Annotated in this window: 12 protein-coding genes and 15 tRNA genes; 18 read left to right on the top strand and 9 right to left on the bottom strand. The window is 40.2% G+C overall.

The window, feature by feature from the left end; genetic code table 11:
* Nucleotides 1-4 precede the first annotated feature (4 nt).
* The 8 genes from QUE46_RS10910 to QUE46_RS10875 form a co-directional block, all read right to left on the bottom strand.
* Nucleotides 5-1,651, bottom strand: a complete 1,647-nt coding sequence (locus QUE46_RS10910) for a tetratricopeptide repeat-containing response regulator (protein ID WP_286244800.1) — start codon at nucleotides 1,649-1,651, stop codon at nucleotides 5-7.
* Between the two features lie 683 nt (nucleotides 1,652-2,334).
* Nucleotides 2,335-2,410: transfer RNA gene (locus tag QUE46_RS10905), tRNA-Val, on the bottom strand.
* Nucleotides 2,411-2,455: 45 nt separating this feature from the next.
* Nucleotides 2,456-2,531: transfer RNA gene (locus QUE46_RS10900), tRNA-Val, on the bottom strand.
* A gap of 33 nt (nucleotides 2,532-2,564) precedes the next feature.
* A tRNA-Val gene (locus QUE46_RS10895) sits at nucleotides 2,565-2,640 on the bottom strand.
* Between the two features lie 45 nt (nucleotides 2,641-2,685).
* Nucleotides 2,686-2,761: transfer RNA gene (locus QUE46_RS10890), tRNA-Val, on the bottom strand.
* A 36-nt stretch (nucleotides 2,762-2,797) separates the two neighbouring features.
* Nucleotides 2,798-2,873, bottom strand: a tRNA-Val gene (locus tag QUE46_RS10885).
* Between the two features lie 157 nt (nucleotides 2,874-3,030).
* A tRNA-Val gene (locus tag QUE46_RS10880) sits at nucleotides 3,031-3,106 on the bottom strand.
* Between the two features lie 144 nt (nucleotides 3,107-3,250).
* A tRNA-Val gene (locus QUE46_RS10875) sits at nucleotides 3,251-3,326 on the bottom strand.
* A gap of 960 nt (nucleotides 3,327-4,286) precedes the next feature.
* On the opposite strand from QUE46_RS10875, the gene QUE46_RS10870 reads away from it, so the two are divergent.
* From QUE46_RS10870 to QUE46_RS10830, 9 genes are all read left to right on the top strand, one after another.
* Nucleotides 4,287-4,362: transfer RNA gene (locus tag QUE46_RS10870), tRNA-Ala, on the top strand.
* Nucleotides 4,363-4,398: 36 nt separating this feature from the next.
* Nucleotides 4,399-4,474 (top strand) — tRNA-Glu (locus QUE46_RS10865).
* A 141-nt stretch (nucleotides 4,475-4,615) separates the two neighbouring features.
* Nucleotides 4,616-4,691, top strand: a tRNA-Glu gene (locus tag QUE46_RS10860).
* 263 nt (nucleotides 4,692-4,954) lie between these two features.
* Nucleotides 4,955-5,030 (top strand) — tRNA-Glu (locus QUE46_RS10855).
* Between the two features lie 84 nt (nucleotides 5,031-5,114).
* Nucleotides 5,115-5,190, top strand: a tRNA-Glu gene (locus QUE46_RS10850).
* A gap of 86 nt (nucleotides 5,191-5,276) precedes the next feature.
* Nucleotides 5,277-5,352: transfer RNA gene (locus QUE46_RS10845), tRNA-Glu, on the top strand.
* Between the two features lie 84 nt (nucleotides 5,353-5,436).
* Nucleotides 5,437-5,512 (top strand) — tRNA-Glu (locus QUE46_RS10840).
* Nucleotides 5,513-5,686: 174 nt separating this feature from the next.
* Nucleotides 5,687-5,762 (top strand) — tRNA-Glu (locus QUE46_RS10835).
* A gap of 767 nt (nucleotides 5,763-6,529) precedes the next feature.
* Nucleotides 6,530-6,796, top strand: a complete 267-nt coding sequence (locus QUE46_RS10830; protein WP_286244799.1) for a DksA/TraR family C4-type zinc finger protein — start codon at nucleotides 6,530-6,532, stop codon at nucleotides 6,794-6,796.
* A gap of 37 nt (nucleotides 6,797-6,833) precedes the next feature.
* On the opposite strand, the gene gloA is transcribed toward QUE46_RS10830, so the two are convergent.
* Nucleotides 6,834-7,232: a lactoylglutathione lyase gene (gene gloA, locus QUE46_RS10825; protein ID WP_286244798.1), complete on the bottom strand. Its 399-nt coding sequence runs from the start codon at nucleotides 7,230-7,232 to the stop codon at nucleotides 6,834-6,836.
* 887 nt (nucleotides 7,233-8,119) lie between these two features.
* On the opposite strand from gloA, the gene QUE46_RS10820 reads away from it, so the two are divergent.
* From QUE46_RS10820 to QUE46_RS10780, 9 genes are all read left to right on the top strand, one after another.
* Nucleotides 8,120-8,998 (top strand): NAD(P)-dependent oxidoreductase, encoded by an 879-nt coding sequence (locus tag QUE46_RS10820; protein ID WP_286244797.1) that lies wholly within the window; start codon nucleotides 8,120-8,122, stop codon nucleotides 8,996-8,998.
* 146 nt (nucleotides 8,999-9,144) lie between these two features.
* Nucleotides 9,145-11,403: a chondroitinase-B domain-containing protein gene (locus QUE46_RS10815; RefSeq protein WP_286244796.1), complete on the top strand. Its 2,259-nt coding sequence runs from the start codon at nucleotides 9,145-9,147 to the stop codon at nucleotides 11,401-11,403.
* A gap of 5 nt (nucleotides 11,404-11,408) precedes the next feature.
* A complete protein-coding gene (locus tag QUE46_RS10810; RefSeq protein WP_286247738.1) occupies nucleotides 11,409-13,619 on the top strand; it encodes a heparinase II/III family protein in 2,211 nt (736 codons plus the stop codon).
* An 11-nt stretch (nucleotides 13,620-13,630) separates the two neighbouring features.
* Nucleotides 13,631-13,975 carry a cupin domain-containing protein gene (locus tag QUE46_RS10805; RefSeq protein WP_055016656.1) on the top strand — a complete coding sequence of 115 codons (345 nt, stop codon included), beginning with the start codon at nucleotides 13,631-13,633 and terminating at the stop codon, nucleotides 13,973-13,975.
* 3 nt (nucleotides 13,976-13,978) lie between these two features.
* Nucleotides 13,979-15,286, top strand: a complete 1,308-nt coding sequence (locus tag QUE46_RS10800) for an MFS transporter (protein WP_286244795.1) — start codon at nucleotides 13,979-13,981, stop codon at nucleotides 15,284-15,286.
* A gap of 58 nt (nucleotides 15,287-15,344) precedes the next feature.
* A complete protein-coding gene (locus tag QUE46_RS10795) occupies nucleotides 15,345-16,277 on the top strand; it encodes a sugar kinase (RefSeq protein WP_286244794.1) in 933 nt (310 codons plus the stop codon).
* Between the two features lie 64 nt (nucleotides 16,278-16,341).
* Nucleotides 16,342-16,959, top strand: a complete 618-nt coding sequence (gene eda, locus QUE46_RS10790) for a bifunctional 4-hydroxy-2-oxoglutarate aldolase/2-dehydro-3-deoxy-phosphogluconate aldolase (RefSeq protein ID WP_055020383.1) — start codon at nucleotides 16,342-16,344, stop codon at nucleotides 16,957-16,959.
* Between the two features lie 13 nt (nucleotides 16,960-16,972).
* On the top strand, nucleotides 16,973-18,055 hold the full coding sequence (gene fbaA / locus QUE46_RS10785; RefSeq protein WP_286244793.1) for a class II fructose-bisphosphate aldolase: 1,083 nt from the start codon (nucleotides 16,973-16,975) through the stop codon (nucleotides 18,053-18,055).
* Nucleotides 18,052-19,014 (top strand): class 1 fructose-bisphosphatase, encoded by a 963-nt coding sequence (locus tag QUE46_RS10780; protein WP_286244792.1) that lies wholly within the window; start codon nucleotides 18,052-18,054, stop codon nucleotides 19,012-19,014. Before fbaA ends, QUE46_RS10780 begins: the two co-directional genes overlap by 4 nt.
* The last annotated feature ends 138 nt before the right edge of the window (nucleotides 19,015-19,152 follow it).

Raw genomic sequence — 19,152 nt, 5'->3', positions numbered from 1 at the left:
GGTTTTATTTACTCGAGTTTTGTATATCGAGTTTCATCTCTTTTGCTATGTGCAAAATTTTGTCTAACCGCTGCGACTGATCTTCCTGCAGTGTAGAATTACTCAAAAGGGCGTAACACTTTTTAGCAAGAACTAGGTTGAAAGTGCCGCCTTTTTGTTTTGTTGAATCAAATAAGCACTGTAATAAATTAAGCGCAATGCTTGGGTTACGCGGCATTACTCTAAATGCTTGTGTAAACGCCTCTAGCGCCGTATTTAATTGCCCTTTATTAAATTGAGTCACAGCATGGTTATTAAGCTCTTTAGGACCCATTTTAATATCACGACGCTCACTTTGTTGCTGTTGAATGTAACGCAAGTAAGTCGTATCACTCATATTGGGGTGGCGTTCACAGTGGCTAATTATTTGGCTAAATAAGGCTTGTGCCTTTTGGTGAAAACCCAGTTCGTGAAACGCTTTTGCTTTATCAAGTGCGCCATCCACAGAGCGTATTAACGTATCGTCGTCATCGAGCTGCTCAATAAGACGCTTTGCTTTTTGGTGCTCGTCTTTCAAATAGTGCAAACGCGCATTAAGTACATCAATTTGAGATTGATTTGCATTATTAGGGAACTGCTTTTTTAAATCATTGATGTATTTGTTCGTTTGACGCGAAATACGTTGTATTTGATCTGTTTGATCGGTTGTTAGCGCAAAGTCTATTCCCGCACGAGCAGCATTGAGATAGATGTCGGGGCTGTCATGAATAGAATGACGCGCATAACTGGCTATGTCTTTTTGAGTTAAATAACTTTTTTCGTAATCATGGTTTATTAATGAGACGTTACTCAACGATTTTTGTCTTTGAATATTGCGCGGCGCAATATCGGCTGCTTGGGTTAAAAAATCTTGCGCTAACTCAAATTGGTTTAGTTTTATTTCTAATTGCCCGAGCAAGTCTAGTGCCACTAAACGCGTTTCATGACGTTCAAGCATTGTTTTTAACATACGCTGAGCAAGAATATGCTCGTTGTTTGCAATTAATGCTTCTACTAAACCAACTTTGGCCCAGGCAAACTTTTGTATGTCTAGTACTGAGGTAAAAAAGTCTTTAGCCTCTTCGCTGCGGTTTAGCCTAAGTAACGCATCTCCTTTTAATCGAAGTAAGATAGGGCTGTAGAGATTGTTTTTTTTATTCAGTGCAGCATCGATTACCTTTATGGCCTTTGAGTCGTTGCCATCATCTATAAGTGTATAAATGCTTTGTAGTTCATTTTTACGTTTTAAAATACGCTCAATGCGCGTTTTTAACTCTTGTACCGTAAATGGTTTTACCAAAAAATCGTCGGGTTGAAGTTCTAAAACGCTATGCACTAGCGCACCACTGGTTTCTGCAGAAATAAAAATAAACGCGGTGGAGTTTTTAATAAGTCGCTTAACACGGAGCTCTTCGTAGAGTTGGTAACCGTCTTGGTGTTTACTTAAATTAAAGGAACATACTATTAAATCAAATTGCCCAGCCAAGCATTGTTCTTTAGCCGCAATTGCATGATCGGCAAAGTGCAACTGTCGAAAGCCAAGCCTTTCAAGCGACTGCTTCATATAGCTTTGAGCGAGGGGCTGCTCTTCTACTATCAGTATTTTGGCTTTGGCGTAGATTTTAGTCGGCATTGGCATACATGTTGTTTGATTTATCACAGACTATAATCAACAGTTTACTTGCTTACAAGGGAATTTAACTATTAGCCGAGGTTATTAGAAGATTAAATTATTTCAATACCTTTAGCTGGCTTAATATTATCTGGCATTAGCGATTTTATTTAATAAATAAAAAGGAGCCCTAAATAATAATTAGAATAACCTAGGTGTTTTGTGGAGTGTTTATATGCGCTGATTGCTTGGCTTGATATCGGTGACCCTCGCCATTATTTGTAAAGAACGGCGATGCTTTTTTCTTACAGCTGGGTTAATTACCTAAGTAAGATTTTTATAATAACTAGTTAGAAGTGGTTAAATTTAGATATTTTAGAAGTGGTTATATGTGGTGGGTGATACTGGACTTGAACCAGTGACCCTCGCCATTATTTGTAAAGAACGGCGATGCTTTTTTCTTACAGCTGGGTTAATTACCTAAATAAGATTTTTATAATAATTAGTTAGAAGTGGTTAAATTTAGATATTTTAGAAGTGGTTATATGTGGTGGGTGATACTGGACTTGAACCAGTGACCCTCGCCATTATTTGTAAAGAACGGCGATGCTTTTTTCTTACAGTTGGGTTAATTACCTAAGTAAGATTTTTATAATAACTAGTTAGAAGTGGTTAAATTTAGATATTTTAGAAGTGGTTATATGTGGTGGGTGATACTGGACTTGAACCAGTGACCCTCGCCTTGTAAGGGCGATGCTCTCCCAACTGAGCTAATCACCCACATATAATAGGTATGACTTTATCAATTTAACGTTTTATATAATTTGGTGGGTGATACTGGACTTGAACCAGTGACCCTCGCCTTGTAAGGGCGATGCTCTCCCAACTGAGCTAATCACCCAAATTATATATTTAATATGCACCATTCTAAGAATGGTGGGTCGTACTGGACTTGAACCAGTGACCCTCGCCTTGTAAGGGCGATGCTCTCCCAACTGAGCTAACGACCCATATTAAATTTTAAAACGAGCTATTTATATAATAGCTTTTATATGTGGTGGGTGATACTGGACTTGAACCAGTGACCCTCGCCTTGTAAGGGCGATGCTCTCCCAACTGAGCTAATCACCCACATATAAATTTTTGTAATATGCACCATTCTAAGAATGGTGGGTCGTACTGGACTTGAACCAGTGACCCTCGCCTTGTAAGGGCGATGCTCTCCCAACTGAGCTAACGACCCATATTACATGCTACTATCTGTATAGATAGTACTGGACTTAAACCAGTGAACTTCGCCATCTTTTATAAAAAGCGGTGATGCTCTATTTTCTTGTAACTGAGCTAACGGCCCATATTACAATTTTAAACACGACTATTAATCTAATAGGTTCTATATGTGGTGGGTGATACTGGACTTGAACCAGTGACCCTCGCCTTGTAAGGGCGATGCTCTCCCAACTGAGCTAATCACCCACATATAAATCAATACGCTACTATTAAAAATAGTACTGGACTTTAACCAGTGAACCTCAGCCTCTTTTACTAAAAGCGCTGATGCTCTTTTTCTAACTGAGCTAACAACTCAAATAGAAGTTTAGATGTGTACACTTAATAAAGTGGTGGGTGATACTGGACTTGAACCAGTGACCCTCGCCTTGTAAGGGCGATGCTCTCCCAACTGAGCTAATCACCCACATCTAAATAACATCGCATTGCTGCGTTGTTGTGGGGCGCTATTATAGATAGAGTTGCAAATGTGTCAACACTTGAATGATAAAAATGTGCTAAGTGAAGGTTTTATAAACAGCGTAGCGTGATTGGCGTTTACTTTATCATCAGATTTCAGTTGCTAGGGTAAATAAACAGCTAAATCTGAGCTAAGTGACTGCCTTATTTTTACATACAATAAAAAGTATTGCTTAAATAAGCTAATAAAAAGCGATGTTGAAATTGATACAGTAAGTGTGGCGTTTTATCAAAATAAGATAAATGACTATATGAGGTTTTAAATTATTGAACTGGCATAGGGTACTTTTTAAAAGGTACGAACACGTTAATGGGCATAAGCAGTTATCTGTATTGCCATTAGTGCGAATAAACTTTAATTAACGCCATGGGTTGTTGGCGCAATGACAACAAAATAGAGCCTATTACCTAGACTGGATCATAGTGTTTAAAAAGAGCACGAATTATTTGCTAGCACTTTTAACGACGGCCTAATTCACCTGAATTTTTATATGTGTGTACAAGCAACTTAAAAAGGGCAGGGTTGAGCATTTAATAATAAGGTTATCGAATAGAGCCCTCGCATTTTAATAACACACTTAAATGCGAGGTTTAGCCTTGGTTTTAGTGCTTTTTTAACCTCAACTCAATTTGCATATAAATGTATACCTTTTATGTTAAACATTATTGCCTCATCAACGAGGTATAAAGAGGTAATTAATCTGTTAGTAGTGCTGTTAGATGAAGTACAGGCCAAATTTTGTCGAAATTGTATTTTTTAGCATGCTTGATAGCCAGTTTGTTGAAAATTAAACCATTTAAATAAAGTGGCATAAAAAACTGTTGACTTTATTTTGGGGGGTGCATAGAATGCGCCCCGCACTCAGCGATACACAACGTGTTAAACACGTTAGGTATTAAAAGGTTTGGGGCTATAGCTCAGCTGGGAGAGCGCTTCGCTGGCAGCGAAGAGGTCTGCGGTTCGATCCCGCATAGCTCCACCAAATCTTTGTGTATGTCCTAGGGTAGCAGTTTTCTGTGTCCCCATCGTCTAGAGGCCTAGGACACCGCCCTTTCACGGCGGTAACAGGGGTTCGAATCCCCTTGGGGACGCCATCTAACAAATAGTTAGGCGTGGTTTTACCAAGAGAATAGCGTAACACTTTAAGCTCGAGTCTTTATGTGTATTAAACGTATTACCTTAGCACCTCATGATATGAGTTAAACTTATCAATTGTCCTAGTGACACTTTTTAGTGTCCCCATCGTCTAGAGGCCTAGGACACCGCCCTTTCACGGCGGTAACAGGGGTTCGAATCCCCTTGGGGACGCCACTTACTATTTTAAGTGCTGTATAAAGCAGTGTGACACCGCACTCTCTATGCACGACGTTATCAAGAGTATTAATCTTTTGGGAGCGCCACTTACTATTTATAGTAGGGTAGTGTTATTAAAAACTCGCCTGAAACGAGTCAAACCATTCAGTTGTCCTAGTGACACAGAAAACGTTTTTGAGAAGATAATGCCATTCGCCTCGCAGGCTCGGTCTCATCTTACTTAGAAATAGCAAATCATTGATTTGCAAAGCAATTTCTGCGTCCCCATCGTCTAGAGGCCTAGGACACCGCCCTTTCACGGCGGTAACAGGGGTTCGAATCCCCTTGGGGACGCCACTTACTATTTATAGTAGGGTAGTGTTATTAAAACTCGCCTGAAACGAGTCAAACCATTCAGTTGTCCTAGTGACACTTTTTAGTGTCCCCATCGTCTAGAGGCCTAGGACACCGCCCTTTCACGGCGGTAACAGGGGTTCGAATCCCCTTGGGGACGCCACTTACTATTTATAGTAGGGTAGTGTTATTAAAAACTCGCCTGAAACGAGTCAAACCATTCAGTTGTCCTAGTGACACTTTTTTAGTGTCCCCATCGTCTAGAGGCCTAGGACACCGCCCTTTCACGGCGGTAACAGGGGTTCGAATCCCCTTGGGGACGCCACTTACTATTTATAGTAGGGTAGTGTTATTAAAACTCGCCTGAAACGAGTCAAACCATTCAGTTGTCCTAGTGACACTTTTTAGTGTCCCCATCGTCTAGAGGCCTAGGACACCGCCCTTTCACGGCGGTAACAGGGGTTCGAATCCCCTTGGGGACGCCACTTACTATTTTAAGTGCTGTATAAAGCAGTGTGACACCGCACTCGCTATGCACGACGTTATCAAGAGTACTAATCTCTTGGGGACGCCACTTACTATTTATAGTAGGGTAGTGTTATTAAAAACTCGCCTGAAACGAGTCAAACCATTCAGTTGTCCTAGTGACACTTTTTAGTGTCCCCATCGTCTAGAGGCCTAGGACACCGCCCTTTCACGGCGGTAACAGGGGTTCGAATCCCCTTGGGGACGCCACTTACTATTTTAAGTACTGTATAAAGCAGTGTGACACCGCACTCTCTATGCACGACGTTATCAAGAGTACTAATCTCATGGGGATGCCACTTACTATTTTAAGTACTGTATAAAGCAGTGTGACACCGCACTCTCTATGCACGATGTTATCAAGAGTACTAATCTATTGAGGCGCCATTTACTATTTTAGTAGTGTATAAATCCATTACAAAGCTATTACTTCCTCAGCGCTATCCAACGCATTAATTTCTACTGTTTATCCGTTAAAATTTTAGTTTTATACTTTTAATTTTCTTCAATATCTAAAAACCTATCTATTTAATTAATAATTACCTACGTATAATTTCTTTGATTTCAAGATCGATCCGCAATGACAATTATTCATTTACAGTGATAAATTTTTGCTAGCTGCGTTAAAAATACATACCTATAACTGCATGTGTAAATAAAATGGGTAGTACAACGAATACCAATCAGCATTAATACTTAATCATTTTCAGGGGCTAAACGTTTCGCTACCTGTGTTAAAAAATTCTCATTTAAAACAACTAAATAGCAAATTTTCTGCCTTGCTATCAACACGTTTATCCATCCTCAAAATAGATCAATTAATTATGCGGATTGGTATAAATTACAAATTACTCTAAACCATATTTATTCATCTTTTAAATAGCTTACCCAATAAAGATCAGTACAAAGTATTCAGCATTTATAAAGCGCTGTGCTGCTAGCCTTTTAGTTTAATTTCTTATTATTAGGAGTTAATTATGGCAAGTGGTTGGGCGCGTGATGGCGCAATTCAAGATCAAATCGATGCAAGTGTTAACGACGCGGTGCAATATGCTAGGCAAAATTTAATCTCAGGCGCGAGTGCTGAATTCTGTGATGAGTGTGATTGTGAAATACCACAGGCACGCAGGTTAGCGCTGCCTGGTGTTAGGCACTGTGTGGCGTGTCAAAATGAGCTTGAGGCTAAAGGTAAGGGCGTTGCTGGCGTAAACCGCCGAGCAAGTAAAGATAGCCAACTAAGGTAAAGGTGCGACTAGGCACCTTTTTGATAAATTTTATTGCCTAGTGAGCTTTGTTTTTCTTTTTCTGAATAAGCTCAATTGAATAGCCATCAGGGTCTTTCACAAAAGCAATTTCTGTTGTGCCACCTTTTACTGGTCCCGGTTCTCGGCTGACATTTCCACCTGCGGCCTTTATGTCATCACATGCCTTGTATATATCGTCAAATTCAATAGCTATATGACCATACGCATTACCAAGATCGTAGCTATTTTCATCCCAATTATAAGTAAGCTCTAAAACAGTATTACTATCCTCTTCACCATATCCTACAAAAGCTAATGTATAACGATACTCTTCGTTGTCAGAACGGCGTAATTCTTTCATTCCTAAAACCTGTGTATAAAAAGAAAGCGACTTTTCTAAGTCGGCTACACGCAACATTGTGTGTAATAAACGCATTTAGGTTACCTCTGTGAGTTTAAATTTAAATAGGTGTGGGGCATAGCGCCTTAATGGAGTACCTATAACCGCATTGCAAAGGCTAGAGCCTGCTATATACCTAGGGACTTATTTTACCTTAATTTCGAATAATAAGTTTATTTTAACCAGCTATTGCCGCACAAGTGTGCTTTGCCTTCACTGAAAACCTCAGTTTGTAAAATAACAGTACTATTTAATACGTAAGTAAACTTCTAGACCTGAGTTCAGGCTATTTAAGCTAAATGTGGGCAAGGCTCGGCATTTACAACCACACATTGCCATAATATTAACCACACTAGATTAATGGTATTACCAACGATAGGCTAGCGCACAGTGTTTTTATAGCCACGCTATTTATACGAGTTTATAAAGTTGTTGTAACTTATTGGTCAACCTATTTTTTATTAAGCTATAACCAAAGAGGGCAAAAGTGCAGTGAATTAATTTGATTTCGATTTATTGTGTAACTATATGTTTATTAAGTTAATTTAATTTAATTAAAATAAATTGTAAATTACCTTGGTTTACAAAGTTAACTTATTGGTTGACAAGATTGGTGTATGGTAATACAGTTTTTACATACCAATTGGTAAGCTACTTGGTTTTAGCTTCTCCAAGGTATTAATAAATAATCAAAGCAATGCTAAGCATAACGAAATAAATACGTAACCGGTCAACAATACACAGCGTTTAATTACTCTGTTTTTATTCGCTCAAATGGTAATAACGCGGCGGGTTACCTATTCAAACGAGCATGCTCAGGGTTACTTTAGCAAATTGAACTAAACGACACAGCGTACCTATTTATGGGGTAAATCATTACTCGTACTCATAAAAGCACGCGCCATCATATTTAGGAGTTATTCATGTCTAAACCAGTAATCGGTTTTATCGGCCTTGGCTTAATGGGCGGCAATATGGCCGAAAACTTACAGAACAAAGGCTATGAGCTTGTTGTTATGGATTTAAACAAAGATGCGGTTGCTGCATGCGTTAGCAGAGGCGCAAAAACAGCAAGCACTGCAAAAGAGCTCGCACAAGGTGCAGACATAATTATGTTTTGTTTAACAACATCTGCAGTTGTTGAAAAAATTGTCTATGCAGAAGATGGTATTTTAGCGGGAATTAAAGAAGGCGCGGTATTAATTGATTTTGGTACATCAATTCCTTCATCAACTAAAAAAATTGGCGCCGACTTAGCTGCTAAAGGCGCAGGCATGATTGACGCACCACTAGGACGTACTCCAGCACATGCTAAAGATGGTCTATTAAATATTATGGCTGCGGGCGATATTGACACGTTTAATAAAGTTAAACCTGTACTTGAAGACCAAGGCGAAAACGTATTTCACCTAGGTGAGCTAGGCGCAGGTCATACAACTAAGTTAATCAACAATTTTATGGGTATGACCACAGTATGTGCTATGTCACAAGCGTTTGCTGTAGCAGATAAAGCCGGTGTAGATCGTCAGCAACTATTTGACATTATGTCGACAGGGCCTTCTAGCTCTCCATTTATGCAATTTTGTAAAAACTACGCGGTAGACAATGTAAGCGACCTTGGTTTTTCAATTGCTAATGCAAACAAAGACTTAGGCTACTTCCTACAAATGGTTTCAGACCTTGGGACTGAATCAAAAATTGCCGAAGGGTCATCGGCTAATTTACAAGCGGCATTTGATGCAGGTATGGGCCAAGGCAACGTGCCAGAAATTTTTGATTACTTTAAAACTCTAGAAAAATAATACCAACAACATTGGGTGCTTTAACTAAGTTAAAGCACCAAAACACACACAACATCAATTGGCTAGATTTAATCTGCTTTGTGCAATGAGTGCAGCATTACTTTTGATAAGGCATTACTTCCGGTCACACTGAAAAAGAGTTATCTATGCGTTTAATTAATATAATAAAGCTTAGCCTAGTTCTTATTGGATGCACATCCACACAATTGGCAGCCAAAGATTATTTTGTAGACACTGAACAAGCTTTTCAAGAAATCTCTGACAAACTCGTTGCCGGCGATAAAGTAACTCTCAAAGACGGTACGTGGTCTAATTTCGAAATTTTATTACAAGGCCAAGGAACCAAAAACGCCCCTATAAAGCTTACAGCGCAAACCAAGGGTAATGTTATTTTATCAGGGCAATCTAATTTAAGACTGGCGGGTTCGTATTTAGAAGTGTCAGGACTTGTATTTAAAAATGGTTATACGCCTAGCTCAGCCGTTATTGAATTTCGTAAAAATAAAGATGAGCTTGCTACTCACTCCCGCGTAACACAAGTCGTTATCGATAACTACAATAATCCCGATAAGCGTGAATCAGACTATTGGGTGGCTCTGTATGGTAAACACAACCGTTTTGATCACAGTCACTTAGTAGGTAAACGTAACAAAGGCGTTACGGTAGCTGTAAGGCTTAATAGTGAGCAAAGCCAACAAAACCACCATCAAATTGATCATAACTTCTTTGGCTATCGTCCAACTTTTGGATCTAACGGGGGTGAAACACTGCGCATTGGTACTAGCCACTATTCATTAAGTGATTCATTCACTCTAGTTGAAAACAACTACTTTGAACGTACTAACGGCGAAGTAGAAATAATCTCTGTTAAGTCAGGTAAAAACCACATTCGTAATAATGTGTTTTTTGAGTCTCGCGGCACACTAACGCTACGCCATGGTAATGGCAATATTATAGAAGAAAACGTTTTTTTTGGTAATGGTGTAGATCACACAGGTGGCATTCGCATAATTAATAAAAACCAAATAGTAAAAAATAACTACCTAGAGGGTTTAACAGGCTATCGCTTTGGGAGTGGTTTTACGGTTATGAACGGCGTACCTAACTCACCAATAAATCGCTACCATCAGGTAGAAAACGCGACAATTGAAAACAATACCTATGTAAATGTGCGTCATATACAACTGGGTGCGGGTAGCGATAGCGAACGTAGCGCTGCGCCAATTAATAGCGTAATGAAAAATAATCTTATTATTAATCAAAATGGCGAGCAGCCTTTTACAACATTTGATGATGTAAGCGGTATTAAATTTAGCAAAAATGTAGCTAACACCCAGGTATTAAAAGAGTTAAATTACGGGGTTAAACAGCAAGATGTAACACTCTCCAGAGCTAGTAACGGTTTACTTTACCCTAAATCAAACAAAATAAGTGCAGGTGCAAAACGTGGTTTAAAGGTGCTAAAAAAGGCCGACACCGGCGTTAGCTGGTATCCAAAAACAGAGCAAGTCGTGGCATTTGATACGGGTAAAACTCACCAAGTTGAAGCAAGTGCAGATGCATTACTAAACGCAATTAATACTGCACAAACGGGGGATATATTAGAGCTGTCTGATGGCCAATACGATGTATCTAAACTCGTTAAAATAACAAAAGTGCTTACACTTAAAGCTAAACATGCTGGTAAAGCTAAGTTGACTTACCAACGCTCTACGTTATTTGAAATTCATGATGGCGGTAGCTTAAAGCTCGATGGCTTAGTTATCTCAGGTGAAAATGCCCCTGATGCTATTAATAATAGCGTAGTACGTACTAAAAAGTGGGGCATGGTCGATAACTACCGCTTTGAAATACACAACTCACAATTAACTAACCTTGATATTAACCACTCATTTCACTTTTTTGTAACGGGTAAAGGTGCAATGGCAGATGAAATCACGTTAGTCAATAACACCTTCAAAAATGTAACTGGCGATATATTACGTCTCAATACCGAAATAGAAGACTTAGGTATTTATAACGCTGAGTATGTAACACTTAAAAGCAACACCTTTGATGAGGTAGCCGGTGCTGTTGTTAAGTTATACCGAGGGGGAAGCGATGAGAGTACCTTTGGCCCGCATTTAGTAATGACCAATAACACCCTAACTAAAGTAGGTTTAGGTAAGCGCAACAAGGCACAAGCAAGTGTGTATGCGCACGGTGTACAAGTAACAAATATTGCAAACAACAAATTTGAAAAATCTGCACCGGTTAAAATTGAGCACACGGTGGGTGAGCCCATTACAACCATTACAGATAACACGTTTGATGCAACAAAAGCACCAAACGTAAAAGAGTTACGTGTAGCGGGACCTCACACGGCAACCATTAAAAATAACAACGTTTTAAATAAGGTGAACTAACAATGATGAACTTAACACGCAGTCAGTCATTATTTAAAACGCTGGGGGTTACTGTAAGTGCCTTAGCTTTATCGTTAAACGCTTATGCTGCGCATCCAAATTTGGTTATAACCAATGATGATGTACAGCATATGCGCCAAGCAATCAGCAGCAATGGGCTGGGTAAGTTTGCCAACGCATTTGAAGCACTCAAAGCACAAGTTGATGAGCAAATTAAAGGACCTATAACGGTACCTGTCCCAAAAGATGGTGGGGGAGGCTATACCCACGAGCGTCACAAAAAAAATTATCAGCTTATGTATAACGCTGGTGTTATTTATCAGCTAAGCCAAGATGAAAAATATGCGCATTACGTGCGTGATATGTTACTTGCGTATGCCAAATTATATCCAACACTTGATGTGCATCCTAAGCGCAAAGTTAAGTCGCAAAACCCAGGTAAATTATTTTGGCAAAGCCTTAATGAAGCCATGTGGCTTGTTTATACCATTCAAGCATATGATTTAGTCCATGACGCATTGAGTGCTGCTAATATCAAAACCATCGAAAATGACCTACTACGCCCGGTATCGTTATTTTTATCACAAGGACAACCATCAACTTTTAACAAGGTACATAACCACGGTACATGGGCAACAGCCGGAGTTGGTATGGCTGGGTATGTGTTAGATGAATCTGAGTGGGTTGAAAAGTCTCTTTACGATTTAGATAAATCGGGCGAAGGTGGTTTTATTAAGCAGCTAGACATGTTGTTTTCACCACAAGGCTATTACAACGAAGGACCTTATTATCAACGTTTTGCATTACTTCCGTTTGTAACCTTTGCTAAAGCTATTGAAAACAACGAACCGCAACGAGATATTTTTGAATATCGCGATGGCATATTACTCAAAGCAATTGATACCACTATACAGCTGAGCTACAACGGTTTGTTTTTCCCTATAAACGATGCCATAAAAAGCAAAGGTATTGATACGATTGAATTAGTTCAAGGTGTAACAGCCGCGTATGGCTTGACTAACGATACGGGTTATCTGGATATTGCTAAGTATCAAGATCAAGTGATCCTGACAGGTGATGGTTTAAAAGTTGCTCAAGCGTTGGATAAAAATAAGCAAACCCCTTATGTATTTAAATCGGTAGCGTTTGGCGACGGTAACGATGGCGAGCAGGGTGCATTAGTAGTAATGCGTACGCAAACCGGTGGCGACCAAGCACTTTTATTTAAACCTGCAGCACAAGGTTTAGGACATGGCCATTTTGATAAATTAACTTGGCAGTTTTACGACCACGGTAACGAAATTGTATCTGATTATGGCGCAGCACGTTTTTTAAATGTTGAGGCTAAATATGGCGGTCGTTACCTACCAGAAAACGAAACTTACGCAAAACATACCGTGGCACACAATACGGTTGTAATTGATGAAACCTCACATTTTAACGCTAATGTTAAAGTGGGTAATAACAATCATCCTACGCTTAATTTCTTTGAAACAAATCAATATGGGACAGTTTCAAGTGGGCAAATAAGCACCGCTTATAAAGGCGTTGAGCTTGAACGTACTTTAGCGTTAATTAATTTGCCTGAGCTTGAAAGTTCGCTCGCAATTGATATTTTTAATGTAAATGCAGATACCTCCCATAAAATTGATTTACCACTGCATTACAAAGGCCAATTAATTGATACCAGTTTTGAGCTAGTTGGTAACTCAAATAGTTTAGCTGCGCTAGGTGATAAAAATGGCTACCAGCACTTGTGGTTAAAAGCACAGGCGCAACCACAGCAAGGGTTAGCAAAGGTAACATGGTTAAATGACAATGGCCGCTTTTATACACAAACAAGCTTAGTCAAAGGAGATGAGTCATTTTTGTTCACACAAATAGGGGCTACTGATCCACACTTTAACCTTCGTAACGAAAATGGCTATATGCGACGTGTGGAAGGTAAAAAACAGCATAAATTTATTTCAGTACTTGAGCCTCACGGTGAATACAATCCAAGTAAAGAATATACCCTAGAGGCTGTAAGCCGTGTGTCGGCACTTAAGTATGACGCGCAAGAGCTCTTAGACCTAGTTGAAGTTAAAGTAAAAAATAACACTTATTTGGTTGCTATTAATAAAGCTGAAAAAGCAGCTAAGCACACATTCACATATCAAAATAAAGCATTCACCTTAAATGGCCGTCTTGGCGTTTATGCGATGAAAAATAATTAGGAGTAAACAGGATGCAAAAGCAAAGTCCACACTTTTCATTTGGTAACGAAACCGAGATTGAAGATTTAGGTAATGGCTTAAAACGCCAAATGCTTGGCTATAACGAAGAGCTAATGGCTGTAAAAATTTGGTTCTCAGAGGGAGCGATTGGTTATAACCATGCGCACAGGCATTCGCAAGTAACGTATGTAGTTGAAGGTGAATTTCACTTTAATATTGACGGTGTCACTAAAATCTTAAAAGCGGGTGATAGCTGTTTTATTCCTCCGTTTGCCGATCATGGTGCAACATGCCCAACTGGTGGTATTTTGATTGATACCTTTAGCCCAGCTCGCGAAGACTTTCTTGAGGAATAACCTATGAAAATTCAAGGCTTACGCTGGTGGGTCATCGTGCTGATTGCACTGGCTACCATCATTAATTACATTGACCGTCAAGCGCTTAGCGTTTTATGGCCAGACATTGTGGAAGAAATGTTTCCTGATGAATCTGCTTTAGAGCGTAAACAAATTTACGCAAATATTTCTATTGTATTCGTATTTGCTTATGCATTTGGCCAAGCTATTTTTGGCAAAATTTTTGATTGGGTGGGTACACGCTTTGGTTTTGTACTTTCAATTGGTGTGTGGTCTTTAGCCACGATTGCCCATGCATTTGCACAAGGGGTGCTTAGTTTAAGTATTTTCCGTGCAATTTTAGGTGTAGCCGAAGCGGGTAACTGGCCCGGTGCAGCTAAAGGTAATGCCGAATGGTTTCCAACGAAAGAGCGCGCTTTAGCGCAAGGAATATTTAATTCAGGTGCAGCCATTGGTGGCATCATTGCTATTCCGCTTATTGCATATTTAACAGTATATTTTAGTTGGCAAATGGTGTTTATTTTTGTTGGTGCGTTAGGTTTTTTATGGTTAGTGCCGTGGATTATTTTAGTAAAAGCGCCACCAGGCTCTCACCCTTGGATAAGTGAAGAAGAACGCGAGTACATTCTTACCGGACAGCGACGCGTTGATGATAACGGCGATGTAACAAACGATGACGAAGAAGAGTATAACCCTTCAACGGGCGAGTTACTCTCTCGTAAGCAAAGCTGGGGTGTAATTATAGCCTCTGCAGCTATTGATCCTATCTGGTGGCTATTTGTTTTTTGGATTCCCATTTACTTAAACGAAGTGTACGGCATGGATGTTAAATCTATTGGTATTTATGGTTGGGTACCGTATGTAGGCGCTATGTTTGGTGCCTGGTTTGGAGGCTTACTTGCCCAAAACCGCCTTAAAGCAGGCTGGAATACTGATAAAACCCGTAAGCTGACCATCACATTAGGGTGTTTGATTATGTTGCCGGCGCTGCTTGCAATGGCTAACCCCGGCGAGCCGGTAATCGCAGTGCTTATTATGGCTGTTATTTTATTTGGTTTCCAAACTGCTATTGGTAACGTGCAAACCTTACCAAGCGACTTACTCGGTAAAAAAGCGGTAGGAACGTTGTCGGGCTTCTCTGGCATGGCCGCTAAATTAGGTGCTGTAGGGCTTACGTCATTGGTACCAATTTTAACCGCTGATGGTAATTATACACCGGCGTTTGTAATAGGTGCATCGTTAGCGATTATTGCAATGGCCGCTGTATGGATTTTAATTCCAAAAATTGAACCATTAAAAAAGCCTAACTAAGTTGTTGGCAATGGCTGTGTTTTTCACAGCCATTTACTACCTAAGGTAAGTGATAATAATGAAAAATATTTACTTTATTGGCGAGTGCATGATTGAGTTAAGAGCGACAGTTCCCTCTACATTGCATCAGTCTTTTGCAGGTGACGTATACAATTCGGCAGTTTACTTAAAGCGCTGTTTTCCACAGATCACAACGTCAGTGATAACCGCTTTAGGGGAAGATAACTTAAGTAAAAAAATGCGTGAGCGTTTTGCAAGTGAACAATTAAATACAGACTATGTATTTGCTCATAAAAGTAAAGTCCCAGGCATGTATTACATAGAAACGGACGAGCAAGGCGAGCGCAGTTTTATTTATTGGCGCGATGACTCTGCAGCAAAAAAAGTGGTTGAATTTATTAGCCCTGAGCTAGTTAAGCAGCTGTCATCGGGTGATATGTTTTTCTTTTCGGGTATTTCTTTAGCTGTAATAGAAGAGCAAGCTAGAGCGCAGTTTTGGGACATAGTAAAGCAGCTAAAAGATGCGGGAGTAAAAATAGTATTTGACCCTAATTACCGTGCGCGACTATGGGATAACGTTGAGCAAACTAAAGCGCAGTACCATATTGCATTTAGCTTAGCTGATATTACATTACCCGGCGTTGAAGACCTAGAAACGCTATACAATGTACAAAGTGTAGAGGCGGTAATTGATTATTTAGCACCGTACAATATTAACGAAATTATAGTTAAAAACGGCCCTAATTCGGTGATTACAAAAGAGGCTAATGCAGTGCAAAGCCACAGTATTACACCGGTTGAAAACGTGGTTGATACCACCTCAGCAGGCGATGCGTTTAACGGCGTGTATTTAGGAGCGCGCTTAGATGGGCGCCCTATAAGTGATGCAGTTAAACTTGGTGCGCAAGCTGCCGGCGCTGTTATTCAGCAACCCGGAGCCATTGCTCCAAAAGATGTATTCCAACAAGCCATGGCTAAATCAGGCCTGTAACTGGCTAATGTACTCAATATATAACACTAAGTAGCACGATTATCTAAAATAAGGGAAACAACGAATGACTCGCTTTTCTGAACTAATGGCAGGGCAAACTCTGCTACCTATAATTCAAGCTGACACGCCAGAGCAAGGTGTAAACATTGCTAAAGCAATGGCTGAAGCAGGCCTAACATTGGTAGAAGTTGTTCTTAGAACAGATGCATCTATTGATGCGCTGAAAGCCATTAAAGAACAGGTTCCCCAGTTAAAAGTGGGCGCAGGTACCGTTATTAACGAAACCATTTTAAAGCAAGCGCTAGAAGCCGGCTCAGATTTTATAGTCACTCCCGCTGTATCGCCTACACTATTAAGTGAGCTGGTTAAGTGTAATGTGCCTGTGTTGCCAGGTGTATCAAATACCGGCGATATATTAATGGCGCTTGAATATGGTTTTGAAGAGCAAAAACTCTTTCCAGCTTCACTCGCTGGTGGTGCGCCGTTTGTTTCTGCTGTGTCGTCTGTATTTCGTGCAGTGAGCTTTTGTCCAACCGGCGGTGTAAGCGAAAAAAATAAAATGGATTACTTGTCGTTAAACAATGTATTTGCAGTAGGCGGTACCTGGGTTGCTAAAAAAGAATGGGTAGCGCAGGGTAATTGGCAAGCCATTACAGACTCTTGTATCGAGGCTTTAAAATAGCAAGGAGCAAAAAATGAATTATTTAGCCCCAACCATTGCACCAGGCGTTGTTGTTGGCGATGAAGTAAGCGAAGTGTATAAACATGCACGAGGGCATCAGTATGCATTGCCTGCTGTAAACGTGGTGAGCACATCGTCAATTAATGCCACCTTAGAGGCCGCAAAAAAAATGAAGTCGCCGGTCATTATTCAACTATCTAATGGTGGCGCGCAGTTTTTTTGTGGTAAAGGTTTAGCACTAGAGGGCCAGCAATCTGCTGTTGTTGGGGCAATAAGTGCTGCACAGTATGTGCATAATGTGGCTAAGCACTATGGCGTTGCTGTAATGCTGCACACAGATCACGCAGCAAAAAAACTACTGCCTTGGATCGATGGTTTACTAGAAGAAGGCGAAAAGTATTTTGCACAAACTGGCAAGCCGCTTTTTTCATCGCACATGATAGACCTTTCAGAAGAGCCGCTTGAAGAAAATATAGAAATTTGTGAGCGTTATTTAGCACGCATGGCAAAAATAGGAATGACACTTGAAATAGAGCTAGGGTGTACCGGTGGAGAAGAAGACGGGGTTGATAACTCACATCTCGACAGCTCTGCCCTATATACTCAACCCGAAGATGTAGCCTACGCTTATGAGCGACTTAGTAAAATAAGCCCTAATTTTATCATTGCAGCTTCTTTTGGTAACGTCCACGGCGTATATAAGCCTGGTAATGTAGTTTTAACACCTACTATATTACGTGATTCGCAAGCCTATGTAGCTGAAAAGTTTAATTTAGAGCATAACGCTATCAATTTTGTATTTCATGGAGGGAGTGGCTCGGAGCACAGCAAAATTGCAGAATCGCTAACCTATGGGGTGGTGAAAATGAATATTGATACCGACACTCAATGGGCGAGTTGGAGTGGGGTATTAAATTATTACCAAGAAAAACAAGAGTACTTGCAAGGCCAAATTGGTAACCCTGATGGCGAAGATAAACCCAATAAAAAACACTACGACCCACGGGTGTGGTTACGTCAGTCGGAGCAGCATATGGTGGCACGCCTGATCCAATGTTTTGACGACCTTAATTGTGTCAACAGGTATAGCGCATGAAAAGACTGAATAAAGTATTAAAAGAAGATGGGGTAGAAACCGATCTTATCATGTTAATTCGCACGATATTAGCAACCACAAAAGAGATAGCGTTTAGAGTAAGCCAAGGTGAGCTTGCCGGTGTTTTAGGGTCTACTCTTAACGAAAATATACAAGGCGAGGTGCAAAAAAAGCTAGATGTTATCGCCAATCAGTTGCTAAAAGATACTCTAATTGATGATGAGCTAGTAAAAACAGTGGCCTCTGAAGAAGAGGACAACGCAGTAGGTGCACACCCTAATGGTAAGTACATTGTAGCGTTTGATCCACTTGATGGTTCATCAAATATTGATGTTAACGGGCAAATAGGCACTATTTTTACCATTTACCCAGCGAAAGCTGACGTGCCTTACGATAGCGATGAGCAATTTAATCAACCCGGTACTAATCAGGTTTGTGCGGGCTACGTGTTGTATGGACCATCGTCGTTACTCGTGATGACCACTGGTGGGCCAACTCGCTGTTATACGCATGATTTAACCCACGGTGGCTTTTTGCTTACTAAGCCAGAGCTTAAAGTGCCGAGTAAAAGCCGTGAGTTCTCGGTTAATATGGCAAATTACCGATACTGGGATGAAGCAACGCAAGTTTACTTTGATAAGGTACTGTATACATCAGAGGAATTTGCTAAAAGCTCAATCCGCTATAATGCCGCTATGGTTGGCGATGTGCACCGAATACTATGTCGTGGCGGGGTATTTATGTACCCGCAAGATACGCGTGCAGGTAACGAAAACGGTAAAATACGGTTACTTTACGAAGCTAATCCACTGGCAATGTTAACAGAAAATGCAGGCGGAATTGCGACTTCTAAAGGCGTGCGTATTTTAGATATTAAGCCGGATGAGCTGCACCAGCGTGTGCCCGTTATTTTAGGCTCCAGTGAACCTGCTACTTATTTTAATTCAGCGGTTTATTAAAAAAATGCATGTTAAATAATAAAGCTCTCAATATAGCCTCAAGTTATATACAGAGCTTTATTATTGAGTTGCTTACGCGCTAGATAGTCAAACGCTGTGGTTACGTCACTTCAAATATACCATTTAAGATTTCTTATT

Origin of the sequence: Pseudoalteromonas sp. MM1, from assembly GCF_030296835.1 — a bacterium.
Classification (GTDB): domain Bacteria; phylum Pseudomonadota; class Gammaproteobacteria; order Enterobacterales; family Alteromonadaceae; genus Pseudoalteromonas.
Note: the sequence above shows the minus strand (reverse complement) of the source record. Positions and strands in the feature narration are given on the sequence as shown.